Raw genomic sequence first — 16322 nt, forward strand, 5'->3', positions numbered from 1 at the left:
TTCTTACGCCTCGGCGAGCTGCTGTTGCTGCTCGATCTGGGCGGCCCGCTTCTGCATCACCTTCTGCACCTTTTCGAAGGCGCGGACCTCGATCTGGCGGACGCGCTCGCGGCTGACGCCGAACTCCTCCGACAGCGCTTCCAGCGTCATCGGGTCCTCGGCGAGGCGCCGCGCCTCGAAGATGCGCCGTTCGCGGTCGTTGAGGATGCCGAGGGCGTCCTTCAGCATGGCCCGGCGCATGTCGAGCTCTTCCTGGTCGGCCAGCATCTTTTCCTGGCTCTCGCTCTCGTCGACCAGCCAGTCCTGCCATTCGCCGCCGTCGGCCTCCTGGCGGATCGGCGCGTTGAGCGAGGCATCGCCGCCGAGGCGGCGGTTCATGGAGATGACCTCCTCCTCGCTGACGCCGAGGCGCCGGGCGATCTCGGCAACCTGCTCGGGCTGCAGGTCGCCCTCGTCGAGGGCCTGAATCTGGCCCTTGACCTTGCGCAAATTGAAGAACAGGCGCTTCTGGTTCGCCGTGGTGCCCATCTTGACGAGGCTCCACGAGCGCAGGATGTATTCCTGGATCGCGGCCTTGATCCACCACATGGCGTAGGTGGCCAGCCGAAACCCCTTTTCCGGGTCGAACCGCTTGACCGCCTGCATCAGGCCGACATTGCCCTCGGAGATCACCTCGCCGATCGGCAGGCCGTAGCCGCGATAGCCCATGGCGATCTTGGCAACGAGGCGCAGATGCGAGGAGACCAGCCGGTGCGCCGCATCGGGGTCCTCATGCTCGCTGTAGCGCTTTGCCAGCATGTATTCTTCCTGCGGCTCCAACATCGGGAACCGCCGGATCTTGTCGAGATAGCGTTGTAGTCCGTTTTCGCCCGCACTGATTGCCGGGAGAGTGTTCTGGGCCATGGTGCTGCACCCCTTGGATAGACTGTCACGAGCTCCGGTCTTCGGCAGCTCGAATCGGTGCCGAGGTCATTTGCGACCAGGGTGGCCACCGACCTCGTCCAATATAGGACGATTTTTGGCAAAAACACGTCAACGGCCCGTCAATGGCCCGTCAATGGGATGCAAGCGAGGCCTCGAGCGCGTCGACGAGATCGACGAAGTCGGCCGGCAACGGGCTTTCGAAGCAGAGCACCTCGCCGCTGACGGGATGGCGAAAGCCGAGGACGCCGGCGTGCAGTGCCTGGCGCGGAAAGGCGGAAACGCGCGCGCGGGCGGGCTCCGGCAGCCGGTTGGCGCGGGTGGCGAAGCCGGCGCCATAATCCCGGTCGCCGATCAGCGGATGGCCGATATGGGCCATATGGACGCGGATCTGGTGGGTGCGGCCGGTCTCAAGCCGGCATTCGAGGAGGCAGGCAAGCGCCTCCTTGGCCGGATCGTTCGGAAAGCGGGCGAGGCGCCGCCAGTGAGTGACGGCGTGCTTGCCGCCGAATTTGACGACGGCGCGCTTCATCCGGTTGCCGGCGGATCGGTCGAGGGCTGCATCGACGGTGCCGGCCATATGGGCGGGGCATCCCCAGACGAGGGCCCGGTAGGCGCGTACCAGGCTTCCCGTGCGGCCATGGTCGGCGAACTGCTCCGACAGTCCGCGATGGGCGGCGTCTGTCTTGGCGACGACCATCAGCCCGGACGTGTCCTTGTCCAACCGATGGACGATGCCGGGCCGGCGCACGCCGCCGATGCCGGACAGACCGTCGCCGCAATGGGCAATGAGCGCGTTGACGAGGGTGCCGGTCCAGTTGCCGGCGGCCGGATGGACGACGAGGCCGGGCGGCTTGTCGATGACGATGAGGTCGTCGTCCTCGTAGACGACAGCGAGCGGAATTGCCTCGGCCTCGGGCGTCGGATCCTCGGGCGGCGGCAGGGTGACGGCCACCCGCTCGCCCGCATTGACCCGGTAATTGGGCTCGACTATCGTCCGCCCGCCGATCGCGACCTGGCCTTCCTTGATCAGCGCCTTGAAGCGGGAGCGGCTGCAGCGGTCGGACTTGGCCGCGACGAAGGCGTCGAGCCGCGTTCCTGCTGCGGCCTCCTCGACCGCGATCTCGATTATCTCCACCGGATCTTCAAAGGGCTGATCCGCCATGACCCATCCTGCATTTGACGATGAGGACGAGGCGCCTCTCGATCCGGCGACGGAGCGGCTGCAGAAGAAGCTCCGCCGGCTGGTGCTCGTCTCCGGCCTGATCATGATGCTCGGCCTGATCGCCGTCTTTTCCGTCATCGTCTACCGGGTGGTCAAGTCCGATAGCACCGAGATGCGCGACATCCCCGCCAATATCGAGGCGCTCGTCGAGGATCCGCTTACCGGCGACATCGTCTCCACCAGCCTCGACGGCCGGCATCTTGCGGTGACCTTCCGTACCGATGCGGGGCTGAAGGTGCTGGTCATCGACCTCGACACGGCGGATGTGCTGAGGCGCGTGACCCTGACCGGCACGCGGGATTGATTTTCCTGTCACTCACGGCAGGTCCGCTTCGCCGTTAGCTCTGGTTAGATGGCTCGCGTAGGGGCGGCTCGACGGACCGGCGCAGGCTGGGCGGGGACTGCCTCGCGCTCTCCAAAGCTCAAGTCGGGAACGCCTGACGTGCGGGGTGCGCTTGCGATCCCTGCGGGATCGATCCTCGGTACCCGGAAAATGCCGTTCCGACCGGCGACAGATCGCATTTGGCCCCTTGCACCGGCAAAGCATCGGCGGTATATCCGCAATTCGCCGCGCCAAGCGCGCCGCTAGTGCTCCCATCGTCTAGCGGTCTAGGACGCCGCCCTCTCACGGCGGAAACAGGGGTTCGAGTCCCCTTGGGAGTGCCATCTCAAAAATATCTTATTGAAAATGCAGTAGAAATTCAATTTTGCTCCTCACCTGTCTTGGAGGTGTGGAGCAAAGTGTCGTCGGCTTGTCTCTATGGCACTGGTTGTCTTGCCAAAAAACTGGACGTTTATGGTCTACATATATTTAATCTCCTGGGAATAGATCTCCTCCTACGATTAGCCATTGAAAAATTCTCTTAGAAGCCTGAAAAGGATAGGTGAAGGCTTGTGGGATAACTTCTGAAAATGAGGACTTTATATCGTTATAATATTCATCCCATTCTTCGATTTTGCCGCAGAATGAACAATATATGAATACAAATGGAGTCTTTAATATGAAATATAGCCATAGCGCGATTAATAAGCTTGCTCCAATTGGCCATGTGAGAAAGACTGTAGCCGTCGCAATCAACGCGAATGGTAGGCGCAGCGTTATACCAACAACGATAAAAAGGACATCCAACATTGTTTGAATCCATAATTGCAGCGCTATCGTTCATACTCGAGAATTCGATTTCAGATATGTAATAGTAACACATTTGGATTTGCCGCGATAGCGGTTCAAAGCTCTCGTTTGAAGTTCCTGATCGAATATTGAAGTCATTAAGCTATTGAAAATCGCTATTCGATATGGATCTAGGAAAAGTAATTTAAAATTGTTTTGCGTCTGAGTTTTTGGATGAAATGCAATTTTTTGCACTGACCCTATTGTAAATTGGGTTACTAGACATCGGGTGCGGACTGGTCTTTGGCAGCTACGTCGTTTTCTCCTGCTTCAAACCAAGCCCTTTGCGCAGCGTCGCGTTGGCGCGGGTTTGCCAGCCTTTTGCGTCCGGCGTCTTCAGGGCCGCGATGACATCGTCGTCGAGCTTTATGGAGACCTGGGTCTTGGTCCGGCCCGTTGGCCGGCCGCGGCGCCGCTTCAGGACCCTGGCTTCGGCCGGCAGTTCGGCTGCATCCGGATCGGCGGCAATGCCGCGGCGGATATCTTCATCGTCTTTTGCGGTCGGGATGCGGACTCTCGGTGCTTTCGTCATGTCAGAACTCCCGCCGCCATAGTTCGACTTCCCGGCTCGTTGCACGCCGGAGCGATATCAGGCGCTCGATATCGTCGCGCATGGTCAGGACCGCCACATGGAGCGTGTCGTCAATCGGGCCGATCCAGACCTCCCGTTCCTCGCCGTCGACGCATTGAATGTCGAAACAGGCGGCGAATTCCCAATTGAAGCGTTCGAAATCCTCAAACGCGACTCCGTGCTTGGCCTGGTTGCTGCGGTTCTTTTCACGGTCCCATTCGGCCATCCGTGCGCCTCTGTCGATGTAATTAATGTATTGTCTTTTATTTGCGCATTCAACAATTAAAGAAGATACTTTTAATCCGGAAGAGCAGCAGGCCCCTTCGCAGGGAAGAAGCAAACCTCCGTTCGCTCGCACGGTCAATCCGGCAACAAAAAAGCCGGGCGCTAGGGCCCGGCTCTGTTCTTGCCGCAGCGACCCAAATGTGGCCGCCGCAAAACTGGCGGAAAAACCTACTTCAGGGTCGCCAGATAGGCGATGATGTCGGCGATGTCCTCGTCCTTCGTCAGCTTGAAGGTCATCTTGGAACGGGCCTTGGGGTCGCCGGACTGGTCGCGGATGAAGGCCTTCGGGTCCGGCAGGTAGGCGGCGATGTTCTCTTCGGTCCAGGTCATGCCCTTTTCCTCGCCGAGAACGACGTAGTCCTTTGAGTACTTGTAGCCTTCGTGGCTGCCGATCGGGCGTCCGACAACGCCGAAGAGGTTCGGGCCGACCTTGTTCTTGCCGCCTTCGTCGAAGGTGTGGCAGGCCATGCACTTCTTGGAGACCTTCTCGCCCTTTGCGGCGTCGCCGGCAGCGGACGCCGCGCCGGTCGCTGCAACGGTCAGGGCGATGGCCAAAATCAGTTTCTTCATATCATTCTCCTCCGGAACAAATTCGATGTGTCGATGTCGTCGCCGAGCGACGGCTGCCGACTTGGTAGCACGTCCGGCTGACAATTCTCAAACGCAAACATGTGAATGTCTGGCCGATGCAGAACGCGCCAGGCCCGTCCGGGTTCCACGGATCTGGGCCGGCTGCGGCCTTCCAACCTATTGGCAGGACTGAATGGAAAGGCCGTAGGGCAGCTTCGTCGCGCCGCTGCCGCAGGCCATGTCGAGCTGGCGCTGGGTGAGCCCCCTGGCGCCGGAAAGGTCGGCCCCGGACAGGTCCGTCTTGCGCAGGCTCGCATTCCTAAGGTCGGCGCCGGCGAAGCTTGCCCCCGCGAAGTCGCTGTGGTTGAGCTTGGAATAGGCGAGGCCGGTGCCGCGGAAGACGGCATTGCGGGCAACCACCCGTTCCAGGTCGGCATGGTCCAGTTCGGCATCGGAGAAGTCGGCGCCGATGATGCGCGAGCGTTCCATCCGGCAGCCGCTCATCTTGGCGCCCGCGAAATGGCTGCCGGTGAGGTCGGAGCGGGACATCAGCGCGTTGCGCAGGTCCGAACCGCCGAAATCGGCGCCATCGGCGGCAACCTTGCGCAGGTCCGCATCGCGCAGGTCGACACCCTGCAGCGAGGCCTTGGCAAGGGTCGCCTTTTCCAGATCGACGGCGCGCATTTCCGCCCGGTCGAAGCGGGCGCCGGCAAAGTCGGCCCCTTCGGCGCCGGCGCGCCTGAGGTCGGCCCTGGACAGGTCGGCGCCGGGAAAGGCCGCATTCTTCATGTCCGCGTCGCGCAGGATGGCGCGTGCCAGATCGGCATTCTCGATGCGCATGATGCGAAGCGTCTGGTCGCGGAAATCGCAGCCGGGACAGGCACCCGTCTTTTCCAGTTGCTCCATCCGCGCCTTCATCTCCGGGCTCGGCTCGAAGGCGCCTGCCGGAACGGCGGCGGCGGCAAGGGCGACAAGGATGGCGCTCGCCCCCAGGACGCAGAGACGGGACTTCGATGAGACATGCTGCATGGCTGGCTCCCGCGACGTGGCAATTGTTATCTATGGTTTCCGCGCCCGGAATCCAGCTTTCCCCGGCTGCCCGCGACGTTCCGACCGACCCGTCCGGCGGCACCCCGCCGGTGCGATCCGCTCAGAACTTGCGGATCGACGGCCCGGCGCCGTCTTCCATCAGGCGCTGTTCCGATCCGGGCTTGCGGATGTTGATGCGCGGGCGCTCCTCGGGGGTCTTGCGCAAGACGCCGCCCTTGGTCGAGGGCACATCGCCCATGGCGTTGGCCGCTGCCTGCACCGTCTGGGCGTGGTCGTCGCCGCGGGTGAAGGTGGTGACGGAGCGCCATTTGGTGACGATGCCTTCCAGCATGCCGCGGCCGTCGGCACCCGGGCGATCGATCGCCGGTGCCTGCTTCAGGTGCATGGAACTGTGCGGCATGCGCTCCGGCGAGAGTTCGGAGAAGGTCATGCGCATGGGTAGCGCCACCGCATCGCCGAAGGCCACGGCCTCGCGCCCGCCAAGGGAGGGCAGGAACTCGATCAGGCCGGAAGCGGTGTCGGCAATGGCCGAGCGGACGATCGCCTGGTCGCGCTCATTGGCCATGCGCATAGCGATCAGCGTGTTGCACTGGGACAGGATCGTCGGGTCGAGCTCGGAGGGCCGCTGGCTGACGACGCCGAGGAAGACGCCGTATTTGCGGCCTTCCTTGGCGATGCGCGAGATCGCCCGCTTGGTCGGACCGAAGCCGGCATTGGGGTTGCCGGGGACGTAGCGGTGGGCTTCCTCGCAGACAACGAGGATCGGCACGCCGCCGTCGCTCCACACGCCGAGATCGAAGGCCATGCGGCAGAGCACGGAGACAAGGGCGTCGACGACTTCGGCCGGAAAGCCGGCGACCTCCATGATCGTCATCGGCTTGCCGTTGGTGGGAATGCGGAACAGGCGGCCGAGCACGTTGGCCATCTGGTCGTCGACGGTCAGGTTGCCGAACATGAAGGCGTAGCGCGGATCGAGCGCGATGGTCTCGATGCGGGTCTTCAGGCGCAGGTATTTCTGGATGTGCGACTTGTTCTCCAGGCTGCCGATGCGCGCATTGAGCAGCGCCATCAGGTCGGAGATGCGATAGGGGACCGGCGTATCGGCCGTGAAATTGATGCTCGGATCGTCCTTGCGCAGGGAATTGGTGTGGTTGGCGCGGCCGGCCGCGAAACGCTTCTTGGCGAGCGGGATCAGCTCCGACAGGACCTCGATCTCTTCCTCGACGCCCGGGCGGGCCTTGAAGAAGACGTCGACGATCTCCTCGAAGTTGAACAGCCAGAACGGCAGGTTGACGTTGTTCGGATTGATCACTTCGGCGTTGTTGCCGAAGCAGTTGCTGTATTCGTTGTGCGGATCGATGAGGAAGATCCGCATGCCGCCGACGTTCTGCAGTACTTCCTGCAGGACCAGCGCGACGCCGCAGGACTTGCCGACGCCGGTGGCGCCGAGGATGGCGAAGTGCTTGGCCAGCAGATTGTGGCCGTCGACGATGGCCCGCACGCTGTTGTCCTGCTGCAGGGTGCCGATGCAGATGCCGGAGGCGGTGCCGCGCCCGTAGGTCGCTTCGAGTTCGCTGGCGTCGATGTGGCAGACGGCGTCGCCGATGGTCGGGTAGGAGCTGACGCCGCGCTTGAACTGGGCCCGCTGGCTGCCGTTGATGATGATTTCGCCGACGAGATCGACCTCGACGAGGCGCTTGATGATGGTGTTGGCGTTCTCAGGTGCGCTGACCGCCGACATGGAGGCGACGACGCCGATGACCTCGCCGCGGTCGGTGTCGATCTTCAGGAGCTTGCCGACGGAGATGCGGTTCTTGCCCTGGATCGGGCCTTCGCCCACGGGGTCTTCCAGGGCGATCGTGCCGCGCGATCCGGAAACCGAAACGATCGTCCCGATCGGCTCGCGCCGTTCCGGTGACGGCTGCTGACCCGGCTGCGCGCCCGGACCGGGCTGCTGCACCCGCTGGGTGAATGTGACCGGAGAAGGTTGTGTCATCGCCCACTGCTCATAAGAACCCCAATTGGCGCCACCTAAACACGGCTGGCTTTTTAAAGTTCTAAGATTACCGCATCGGACGGCGGCGATTTTCCGAGGATGGCAAACGACAGGTTAAGGACCGCGGCGCCGTCGTTCCGGTGTAAGCGGATAAAATTGCGGGGAAAACCGGATCGCTGATGTTTCGCGGAGGGAGCCGGTTAACGTTTCGGGGGGCGGATTTTCACCGTTTTCGAAACGCGGTTTCAACGCTCTCAGGTTGCGGAAAGCGCGGCAGATGACCGTCGAGGGGGAGGGGCCGGCCGGGGGCGGCCGCGGGGATCCCGTTAGGGCAGCTTGCGGCCGTTGTTGCGCGACTTGGTCTTGCGGCGGATGCGCGAGAACAGGGTCGTCTCGTCGTCACCGCCCTCGTCGCTGCCGATCATCTTGCCCAACCGGGTGTCGCCCGTCTCGCCGGTGGCCGTCAGGCTGGCGATATCGGCGGTCAGTTCGCTGATCTTGTCGCGCAGGGCCGCCTCGCCATTGTCGTCGGCATCGACGGACGGCACGGCCTGGAGGGCCGGCGGCGTCAGCGGACCGCCGGGGAATTCGCTCGGCTCGCCGGTGAGGCGGGCGACGTCGCCGCGCAGCCGATCGCGTTCGGCGACGAGGGTTGCGACCTCGGCGCGGAGCGCTTCGTTGGCGGCCTGCAGGTTCCTGCGCGCCGCATCGCGGGGGCTGTCGCCGCCGTCGCCACCGCTTGCGCCGGCATTCTCAAGGGCGACGGTGAGGCGGGTGATCTCGGCCTCCGACTGCACCCGGTGCGCCTCAAGCTCCAGGATGCGGGTCTCCATCTGCTTCAGTTCGGCGCTCTCGGAATGGGCATAGGCGTTGATGCGGGAGAACGCTTCGCCGTCCTCGCTCTGCTCGCGCAGTTCGGCGATGGTCTTCTTGGCGGCCTCCAGGGCGGCTCTGGTCGAGTCGAGTTCGCTGCTCAGCGTCGAGATGCGCACCTGCGCGGCGTCGAACTCGCGCTTGGAGGCCTTGACCTCGCGGCGCAGGCTTTTGGCGTCCAGCTCTTCCAGGGTGGCGTCGATGTCGTCACCGTCGGCGCTGGTCTCCAGGAAGGCAAAGGAGCTTTCCGGGCGCGGCGCGCTGCCCTTCAGGATAGCGATCTCGTTGTTGCGGGCGACGAGCTTGCGTTCGGCCTCGCGCAGATGGGCGGCGGTGCGGACGAGTTCCTCCTCGCGGCTGCGCAGCTCGGAGCGCAGCACCCGCTCGCGCTCTTCCAGCTCGAACACGGCATCGGCCTTGGCGTCGCGGTCGGTATTGGCGGCATGCAGCGTTTCGGCCTGGCGGGCGATCTCCACCCGGCGCTCGGCCGCGGTCTGCTTTTCGGCTTCCAGCTTCTTTTCCATGCGCCGGAGGGCGAGCGCGAAATCGGCCCGCATGAGGTCCTTCTCGGCGCGGATTTCCTCGACTTCGAGCGGCACGGTCGCCTCGATCCGGCGCCGGGTCAGGTGCACCGCCCGGTTCCAGATCGCGGGCGCGATCATCAGGGCGAGGAGCCCTGCGCCGAGCGCGCCGAGCGCAATATACATGGCGATCTCGATCAAGCTCAGTCTCCCGCGACTGGTCGCATGCAAAAGATGCCCGGGCGCAAACCAATCCCCTCAGCCGTTGCGCCGTGCTTCGGTTTGGACCGATGCTCTAGCACGTCGGCCTGCAAAACGACACCGGAATGACGGATGCCCCGCCATTCCGGCGACCAATGTTGCCGCTTGGCCCCGATTATCCGCAACATACAGAAAACGCGTCAAGTCTTCCAGCGCGTTGCCCGGTTACGTCAGGGTCCCACGTCCATCAGCACATGCGGAAATGCCTTGCGGACCCTAGAACGGATTCCAGGTCGGCGTCGGGGTAAATTTCAGGTAGCCCACGTTGACGCCGAGGCGGGCGCCGACGCCGGTGCGCACCGGCACCAGGGTGATGTCGTTGTTGGACAGCACCGTCATGCCGAAGCCGGCGACGAAATAGGCCGCGCCGTTGACGCCCACATAGCGGCGGTGGATCTCCTGGACCGAGGGCAGGTCGTAGACCAGCATCATGACCCGGTCGCCGTCGCCGCCGACATCCCAGCCGACCGAGGGACCCTGCCAGAACACCTTGTGGCTGCCGGCATTGCGGGTGTGCAGGACGCCTTCGCCGTAGCGCAGGCCGCCGACGAAGGCGCCGGAGGCCTCCTCGCCGAGAATGTAGCCGTTCGGCAGGCCGTAGCGCTCGACGGCGACCTCAAGGACGCCGGCAAGGCCGCCGGTGACGCCGCCGAAGAAGCGATGACCGGCGTCGACGAGCTGGGAGGAGGAGTATTTCTGGTCGCTGCTTTGCGCCATGGCCGGCGGCATGAAGGCTGCAAGGGCGACAAGGGCAAGGCCGAAGGCCGAGGCGAAGATCGGGGCACGCATCAGTCGGTCTCCTGGAGTAGCGAAACGTTAAGCTTAACGTCGATCATGCCGAAAGGGTGTTAACGGAACGCTCACGGCGACCCTATATGGATCGGCGTATTCGCAATCCTGTGACGGGACCTAGATGACAATTCGGGCGAACAATTGGCGGGCGATGCTCATCGCCGCGATGATGGTGGCGGCGAGCGCGACCGTTTTCGGTGGCGCGCGGGCGGAGGAGGCGTTCAGCCCGTTCGGCGAACGGGTGCTGTCCGATCCGATGACCGGCCTGGCGCTCGGCGGCTACGATCCGGTGGCCTATTTCGCAGACCGCAAGCCGCGGGTCGGCAAGCGGGAGTACGAGATCATCGTCAACGGTGCCGTCTGGCGTTTCGTCAATCGCGGCAATATGGAAGCGTTCCGCGCTGCGCCGGAGGTCTACACCCCGCGCTATGGCGGCTACGGCGCGCTCTCCGTGACCATGGGCTACACCGTCGAGGCGAGCCCGCTGATCTGGACCATCCACCAAAACCGGCTCTATTTCTTCGGCTCGCCTGTGAACCGCACGGTCTGGATGAAGGATCCGGAGCAGTTCGTCAAAGCCGGCGAGAAGAAGTGGCCGGCAATCGAAAAGACGCTGGTTCGCTAACAACGCCTTTCTAATTTCCTCCCCGCATCGGCAACCGTCCCGCGCATCGACGTCGCTTGCCGGGTTGGCAGTGATCGCCGGCCTGTGTATCCCTGTCGGGGCGGCTGCGGCCGCGATTCGACCACGGCTCGAAAGGCGGCTCGACCATGGCACAGTCAGACGACATCTCGGCGATCGATCTCGGCGCGCTCCTGTGCAGCCGGGTCTGCCACGACATCATCAGTCCCGTCGGCGCAATCAACAACGGGCTGGAAGTGCTCGACGAGGGCGGCGCGGAGGAGATGCAGGAATTCGCCATGGACCTGATCCGCAAGAGCGCGGTCCAGGCCTCGGCGAAGCTGCAGTTCGCGCGCATCGCGTTCGGCGCGGCCGGGTCGGCCGGCGCGGAGGTCGATATCGGCGATGCCCAGAAGGTGGCCGACGGCTATATGGCCGGCGAAAAGGCGACACTGACCTGGACCGGCGAACGGGTGCTGATGGCCAAGAACCGGGTCAAGCTCTTGCTCAACCTCCTGCTCGTCGCCAATTCCATGATCCCGCGCGGCGGCACCATCGACTTCAGCATCACCGGGCCGGCCGACGCCCCGGTCTTCCGCTACCTGATCAAGGGAACGGGCCTGCGTGTGCCGGAGCCGCTCGGCGGGCAACTGTCCGGTGAGGTGGAGCCCGACGGCCTTACCGCGCACGAGATCCAGCCGGTCTATACCGGGATGCTGGCGCGCGCCTGCGCGACCGCGATCACATGGGACGTCGCCGAGGGCGAGATCGTTCTGACGGCGCAGCCGGCCTGACGCCGGCGGGCGCCCCGGCGGCGGTTCTGTGACGCGGCGGGCCGTGGCGGCGGCGGAAAGAGCGCCGCGCGATGGTTTTTTTCCTCAGATGCGGCTGCCGGTACGCCGACGGGCGGTCCCGAAACGCGTTCTCCGGAACAATTGCTGTGCCACCCTGCTACACCCGGTGATGTCTGTTTCGGCGCCCTACAACCCAAGTCGTTAACCTTCAATATTGAAGGCAATGCTTTCATTCCGGGCTGTATAATCTGTATTGTACGTGAAAAGTACTAACTTTAAGAACCATTTTGTCCCGTCAAGGCGGCCGGCTTTCTTTAACTGTCGGAACGATTGCGCTTTTTGCGCCTTGCCTTTCAGCCATTCTTAACGCTTTCGCACCAAAATCGGCGGGTGAAGGGCTGGAGCATGTCGTTCCCAGCGGACCACAGCGATTGCGGACCAAGGTAATGGATGATCTTCTGCGCGAGTTCTTGACCGAAACAAACGAAAGCCTCGACGTCGTTGACGTCGAACTGGTGAAGTTCGAGCAGAACCCGAACGATGCGAAAATCCTCGATAACATTTTCCGCCTCGTGCACACGATCAAGGGCACCTGCGGATTTCTCGGCCTGCCGAGACTCGAGGCACTGGCGCATGCGGCCGAGACGCTCATGGGCAAGTTCCGTGACGGCGTGCCGGTCACCGGGGCTGCGGTTTCCCTGATCCTGACGTCGATCGACCGGATCAAGGACATCCTCGGCGAGCTGGAAGAGATGGAAGGCCAGGAGCCGGAGGGATCGGACGCCGATCTCATCAGCCAGCTCGAACATATGGCCGAGCACGGCGCCGATGCCGTGCTGGACCCGTCAGCGGACGCGGCCGGGGCGCCGGCCGAAGACGGGGCCGCGGACACGGACGACGACCCGCCGCTGGTGGTCCAGGCGCTGGAGCGCGACCTGCGGCCGGGCGAGGTTTCGCTCGACGAGCTGGAGCGGGCGTTCCAGGAGACCGACGTTGAGATCGTCCCGGTCGAGGATGAGGCCGTCGCCGAGGCGCCGCCGGAAGCGCCGGCCGCCGAACCGGCCCCCGAACCCGTTGCTGCACCCGTTGCCGTAGCCGCCCCCGCTGCTGCCGCCGCGCCGAAGCCGGCCGCGGCCAGGCCGGAAAAGGCCAAGGACCACGAGGCCAAGGGCGACCAGAAGCACAACGTCTCCAACCAGTCGATCCGCGTCCATGTGGAGACGCTGGAAGACCTGATGACGATGGTTTCCGAACTGGTGCTGACCCGCAACCAGCTCCTTGAGATCGTCCGCCAGCACGAAGATTCCGAATTCAAGGTGCCGCTGCAGCGGCTCTCCAACGTCACCGCCGAGCTGCAGGAGGGCGTCATGAAGACGCGCATGCAGCCGATCGGCAACGCCTGGCAGAAGCTGCCGCGCATCGTCCGCGATCTGGCCCAGGAACTGGACAAGCAGATCGAGCTTGAGATGGTCGGCGCCGATACCGAGCTCGACCGCCAGGTTCTGGAGCTGATCAAGGATCCGCTCACCCACATGGTCCGCAACTCGGCCGACCACGGCCTGGAGACCAAGGAAGGCCGCCAGACCGCCGGCAAGTCGGCGATCGGCAAGATCCGGTTGTCGGCCTATCACGAGGGCGGCCACATCATCATCGAGGTGGCCGACGACGGCCGCGGCCTCGACAAGGATCGGATCTGCGCCAAGATCCTCGCCAACGGCCTTGCCACCGAGGCCGAGGTCGAAAAGATGACCGAGGCGCAGATCTTCAAGCATCTGTTCCATGCCGGCTTCTCGACCGCCGCCAAGGTCACCAACGTCTCCGGCCGCGGCGTCGGCATGGACGTGGTGCGCACCAACATCGAGCAGATCGGCGGCACCATCGACCTGAAGTCGACGGCCGGTGCCGGCACGTCGGTGATCATCAAGATCCCGCTGACGCTGGCCATCGTCTCGGCGCTGATCGTGGAAGCCGCCGGCGACCGCTTCGCCATTCCGCAGCTTTCCGTCGTCGAGCTGGTGCGGGTGCACGAGAACTCCGAGCACCGCATCGAACGGATCAAGGAGACCCCGGTCCTGCGCTTGCGCAACAAGCTGCTGCCGCTGGTCCACATGTCGCAGCTTCTCGGCCAGGAAAAGGCCGGCTTCGCGGCCGATGCGACGCATGATGACAACGGCTTCATCGTCGTCATGCAGGTCGGCAGCCAGAACTTCGGCATTGTCGTCGACGGCGTCTTCCATACCGAGGAAATCGTCGTCAAGCCGATGACCTCGATGCTGCGCAACATCACCATGTTCTCCGGCAACACCATCCTCGGCGACGGCTCGGTGATCATGATCATCGATCCGAACGGCATCGCCCAGGAGATCTCCAGCGAGGTCACCGAGGGCCAGCAGTCGGCCGCCGACGTGGAGGCCGCAGCGGGCATCGAGACGCTGTCGATGCTGCTGTTCCGGGCCGGCTCGCCGGAGCCGAAGGCGGTGCCGCTGTCGCTGGTCACCCGTCTGGAGGAATTCAACGTCAACAAGATCGAGACCGCCAACGGCCGCGATCTGGTGCAGTATCGCGGCTCGCTGATGCCGCTGGTCTATGTCAGCGACATGATGCACCGGCGCACCGAGGGCACCCAGCCGATGCTGGTGTTCACCGACAACGGCCGTTCCATGGGCCTCGTCGTCGACGAGATCGTCGACATCGTCGAGGACCAGCTCAAGATCGAGATCAGTTCCGATACGCCGGGCCTGCTCGGTTCGGCGGTGATCAAGGGCATCGCCACGGAAATCGTCGATGTCGGCCACTTCCTGCCGCTGGCCTTCCCGGACTGGTTCCAGCGCAACGAGATGCAGACGCAGATCGTCGCCAAGGAACTGCTCTATGTCGACGACTCCTCGTTCTTCCGCAACATGCTGTCGCCGGTGCTCAAGGCCGCGGGCTTCAACGTCACGACGCGCGAATCCGCCGACGACGCCATGGTGCTGCTGGAGAAGGGCCGCCGCTTCGACGTCATCGTCACCGACATCGAGATGCCGGGCATGGACGGTTTCGCCTTCGCCGAGGCGCTGCGCGGCGACGAGCGCTGGCGCGACCTGCCGGTGATCGCGGTGTCGGCCATCTGCACGCCGGCCTCGATCGACAAGGGCCGGGCTGCCGGCCTCGACGACTACGTCGCCAAGTTTGACCGGCCGGGGCTGATCTCCGCGCTGAAGGATCTCACGAATACCGAGTTGGGAGTTGCGGCATGAGTGTAGAAGTCATCGAGGCTGCCAACAGCAACGCCTCGACCATCCAGTACGTGACCGTCGTCATCGCCGACCAGCTCTTCGGGCTGCCGATCGAGCAGGTCCACGACGTCTTCATGCCCGACCGGATGACGCGGGTGCCGCTGTCGCCGGCAGAGGTCGCGGGCGTCCTCAACCTGCGCGGCCGGATCGTCACGGCCATCGACATGCGCCGGCGCCTCAACCTGCCGCCGCGCGAGGAAGGTGCCTCGGCGATGGCCGTCGGCATCGAGTTCAAGGGCGAGTCCTACGGCCTGATCATCGACACGGTCGGCGAGGTCCTCAACCTGCCGGTGGCCGAACGCGAGCCGAACCCGACCAATCTCGATCCGCGGTGGGGCTCGGTCTCCAAGGGCGTCCATCGCCTGGAGGGCCGCCTGATGGTCATTCTCGACGTCTCGCGTCTTCTGGAAACGCTGACCGCGACCATCGCGGCCTGACGTCGACTTACCTTCGACCGGCGGGGCGGAGTCGCTTCGTCCCGGTCACCCAGCAACGTGGTGCCGCAGCCCGACGACGGCTGACGGTCAAGGGAGAACTATCGATGAAGCATTGTCTCATCGTCGACGACTCAAGCGTCATCCGCAAGGTTGCCCGCCGGATCCTGGAGGATCTGGATTTCGAGATTTCCGAAGCCGAAGACGGCCAGAAGGCGCTCAACATCTGCCGCGAGGGCATGCCGGACGCGATCCTGCTGGACTGGAACATGCCGGTGATGGACGGGTTGGAGTTCCTCAACACGCTGCGCGCGGAGCCTGAGGGCGAACGGCCGACGGTGGTTTTCTGCACCACGGAAAACGATATCGACCACATCGCCAGGGCGATCCGCGCCGGCGCCAACGAATACATCATGAAGCCGTTCGACCGGGACATCGTAGCTGCGAAATTTCATGAAGTCGGCCTGATCGACTGATCTCCGGAGAACGCTTATGAGCTTTGCCGTCAATGCGGCCCCGCCGAGATCCGGCCCGGTCACCGATCCAATTCGCGTCATGGTCGTCGACGACTCCGTCGTCGTGCGCGGCCTGATCGGACGCTGGATCGACGAAGAACCCGAAATTGCCGTCGTCGCCTCCCATCGCAACGGCCGTCTCGCCGTGGAAGATGTGGAGCGCTCCGATCCCGACGTCGTCATCCTCGACATCGAGATGCCGGAAATGGACGGCCTGACGGCCCTGCCGAAGATGCTGGCCAAGAAGCCCGGCCTCATCGTCATCATCGCCTCGACGCTGACCCGCCGTAACGCGGAGATCAGCATCCGGGCGCTGTCACTCGGCGCCCAGGACTACCTCGCCAAGCCGGAGACGAATTCCGGCGTCACCACCTCCGTCGAGTTCCGCCAGGAGCTCCTGCGCAAGGTCAAGCATCTGGGCGCTGCCCGGCGCCGCCGCGCCG

Annotated in this window: 16 protein-coding genes and 1 tRNA gene; 8 read left to right on the top strand and 9 right to left on the bottom strand. The window is 63.9% G+C overall.

The annotated features are described in order from the left end of the window. Positions 1–3: 3 nt before the first annotated feature. Together rpoH and CH339_RS03625 are read right to left on the bottom strand one after the other, a co-directional pair. Entirely contained in the window at positions 4–903 is a 900-nt protein-coding gene (rpoH, locus tag CH339_RS03620; RefSeq protein ID WP_111432919.1) for an RNA polymerase sigma factor RpoH, read from the bottom strand. Positions 904–1054: 151 nt separating this feature from the next. Continuing rightward, positions 1055–2086, bottom strand: coding sequence for an RluA family pseudouridine synthase (locus tag CH339_RS03625; RefSeq protein WP_111432920.1), 1032 nt, complete (start codon positions 2084–2086; stop codon positions 1055–1057). On the opposite strand from CH339_RS03625, the gene CH339_RS03630 reads away from it, so the two are divergent. Then, on the top strand, positions 2085–2450 hold the full coding sequence (locus tag CH339_RS03630; RefSeq protein WP_111432921.1) for a hypothetical protein: 366 nt from the start codon (positions 2085–2087) through the stop codon (positions 2448–2450). The two genes, CH339_RS03625 and CH339_RS03630, sit on opposite strands and share 2 nt — an antisense overlap. Before the next feature lie 286 nt (positions 2451–2736). After that, positions 2737–2812: transfer RNA gene (locus tag CH339_RS03635), tRNA-Glu, on the top strand. Positions 2813–3567: 755 nt separating this feature from the next. Here the strand turns inward: CH339_RS03635 and CH339_RS03640 are convergent. The 7 genes from CH339_RS03640 to CH339_RS03670 all read right to left on the bottom strand — a co-directional run bounded on the left by CH339_RS03640 (position 3568) and on the right by CH339_RS03670 (position 10233). Next, positions 3568–3849, bottom strand: coding sequence for a BrnA antitoxin family protein (locus CH339_RS03640; RefSeq protein WP_111432922.1), 282 nt, complete (start codon positions 3847–3849; stop codon positions 3568–3570). Position 3850: 1 nt separating this feature from the next. Then, positions 3851–4114: a BrnT family toxin gene (locus CH339_RS03645; protein WP_111432923.1), complete on the bottom strand. Its 264-nt coding sequence runs from the start codon at positions 4112–4114 to the stop codon at positions 3851–3853. Between the two features lie 227 nt (positions 4115–4341). After that, positions 4342–4743: a c-type cytochrome gene (locus CH339_RS03650; RefSeq protein WP_111432924.1), complete on the bottom strand. Its 402-nt coding sequence runs from the start codon at positions 4741–4743 to the stop codon at positions 4342–4344. Between the two features lie 177 nt (positions 4744–4920). Then, entirely contained in the window at positions 4921–5772 is an 852-nt protein-coding gene (locus CH339_RS03655) for a pentapeptide repeat-containing protein (RefSeq protein ID WP_111432925.1), read from the bottom strand. Between the two features lie 121 nt (positions 5773–5893). Continuing rightward, a complete protein-coding gene (locus CH339_RS03660; protein ID WP_111432926.1) occupies positions 5894–7789 on the bottom strand; it encodes a helicase HerA domain-containing protein in 1896 nt (631 codons plus the stop codon). Between the two features lie 326 nt (positions 7790–8115). Further along, positions 8116–9384: a coiled-coil domain-containing protein gene (locus tag CH339_RS03665; RefSeq protein ID WP_111432927.1), complete on the bottom strand. Its 1269-nt coding sequence runs from the start codon at positions 9382–9384 to the stop codon at positions 8116–8118. 276 nt (positions 9385–9660) lie between these two features. After that, positions 9661–10233 carry a DUF1134 domain-containing protein gene (locus CH339_RS03670; RefSeq protein ID WP_111432928.1) on the bottom strand — a complete coding sequence of 191 codons (573 nt, stop codon included), beginning with the start codon at positions 10231–10233 and terminating at the stop codon, positions 9661–9663. A gap of 124 nt (positions 10234–10357) precedes the next feature. Here CH339_RS03670 and CH339_RS03675 point away from each other — a divergent pair, with 124 nt between their 5' ends. The 6 genes from CH339_RS03675 to CH339_RS03700 form a co-directional block, all read left to right on the top strand. After that, positions 10358–10861: a YHS domain-containing (seleno)protein gene (locus tag CH339_RS03675; RefSeq protein WP_146610107.1), complete on the top strand. Its 504-nt coding sequence runs from the start codon at positions 10358–10360 to the stop codon at positions 10859–10861. Between the two features lie 146 nt (positions 10862–11007). After that, a complete protein-coding gene (chpT, locus tag CH339_RS03680; RefSeq protein ID WP_111432930.1) occupies positions 11008–11652 on the top strand; it encodes a histidine phosphotransferase ChpT in 645 nt (214 codons plus the stop codon). Between the two features lie 446 nt (positions 11653–12098). Continuing rightward, positions 12099–14891: a hybrid sensor histidine kinase/response regulator gene (locus tag CH339_RS03685; protein WP_111432931.1), complete on the top strand. Its 2793-nt coding sequence runs from the start codon at positions 12099–12101 to the stop codon at positions 14889–14891. Next, positions 14888–15367, top strand: a complete 480-nt coding sequence (locus tag CH339_RS03690; RefSeq protein WP_111432932.1) for a chemotaxis protein CheW — start codon at positions 14888–14890, stop codon at positions 15365–15367. The genes CH339_RS03685 and CH339_RS03690 overlap by 4 nt, the downstream gene beginning before the upstream one ends. A gap of 104 nt (positions 15368–15471) precedes the next feature. Continuing rightward, entirely contained in the window at positions 15472–15840 is a 369-nt protein-coding gene (locus CH339_RS03695) for a response regulator (protein WP_111432933.1), read from the top strand. Positions 15841–15856: 16 nt separating this feature from the next. Beyond that, the coding region (locus CH339_RS03700; RefSeq protein ID WP_210207368.1) for a response regulator at positions 15857–16322 on the top strand (466 nt) is incomplete at its 3' end.

Origin of the sequence: Rhodobium orientis (assembly GCF_003258835.1) — a bacterium.
GTDB lineage: Bacteria > Pseudomonadota > Alphaproteobacteria > Rhizobiales > Rhodobiaceae > Rhodobium > Rhodobium orientis.

Excerpts from the sequence above, each read along its gene's own strand:
- CH339_RS03690 (WP_111432932.1), top strand. The coding sequence starts at position 14,888 with ATGAGTGTAGAAGTCATCGAGGCTGCCAACAGCAACGCCTCGACCATC.
- CH339_RS03675 (WP_146610107.1), top strand. The coding sequence starts at position 10,358 with ATGACAATTCGGGCGAACAATTGGCGGGCGATGCTCATCGCCGCGATG.
- CH339_RS03625 (WP_111432920.1), bottom strand. The coding sequence starts at position 2,086 with ATGGCGGATCAGCCCTTTGAAGATCCGGTGGAGATAATCGAGATCGCG.
- CH339_RS03650 (WP_111432924.1), bottom strand. The coding sequence starts at position 4,743 with ATGAAGAAACTGATTTTGGCCATCGCCCTGACCGTTGCAGCGACCGGC.
- CH339_RS03670 (WP_111432928.1), bottom strand. The coding sequence starts at position 10,233 with ATGCGTGCCCCGATCTTCGCCTCGGCCTTCGGCCTTGCCCTTGTCGCC.
- CH339_RS03685 (WP_111432931.1), top strand. The coding sequence starts at position 12,099 with ATGGATGATCTTCTGCGCGAGTTCTTGACCGAAACAAACGAAAGCCTC.
- CH339_RS03655 (WP_111432925.1), bottom strand. The coding sequence starts at position 5,772 with ATGCAGCATGTCTCATCGAAGTCCCGTCTCTGCGTCCTGGGGGCGAGC.
- chpT (WP_111432930.1), top strand. The coding sequence starts at position 11,008 with ATGGCACAGTCAGACGACATCTCGGCGATCGATCTCGGCGCGCTCCTG.
- rpoH (WP_111432919.1), bottom strand. The coding sequence starts at position 903 with ATGGCCCAGAACACTCTCCCGGCAATCAGTGCGGGCGAAAACGGACTA.
- CH339_RS03695 (WP_111432933.1), top strand. The coding sequence starts at position 15,472 with ATGAAGCATTGTCTCATCGTCGACGACTCAAGCGTCATCCGCAAGGTT.
- CH339_RS03660 (WP_111432926.1), bottom strand. The coding sequence starts at position 7,789 with ATGACACAACCTTCTCCGGTCACATTCACCCAGCGGGTGCAGCAGCCC.
- CH339_RS03645 (WP_111432923.1), bottom strand. The coding sequence starts at position 4,114 with ATGGCCGAATGGGACCGTGAAAAGAACCGCAGCAACCAGGCCAAGCAC.
- CH339_RS03640 (WP_111432922.1), bottom strand. The coding sequence starts at position 3,849 with ATGACGAAAGCACCGAGAGTCCGCATCCCGACCGCAAAAGACGATGAA.
- CH339_RS03630 (WP_111432921.1), top strand. The coding sequence starts at position 2,085 with ATGACCCATCCTGCATTTGACGATGAGGACGAGGCGCCTCTCGATCCG.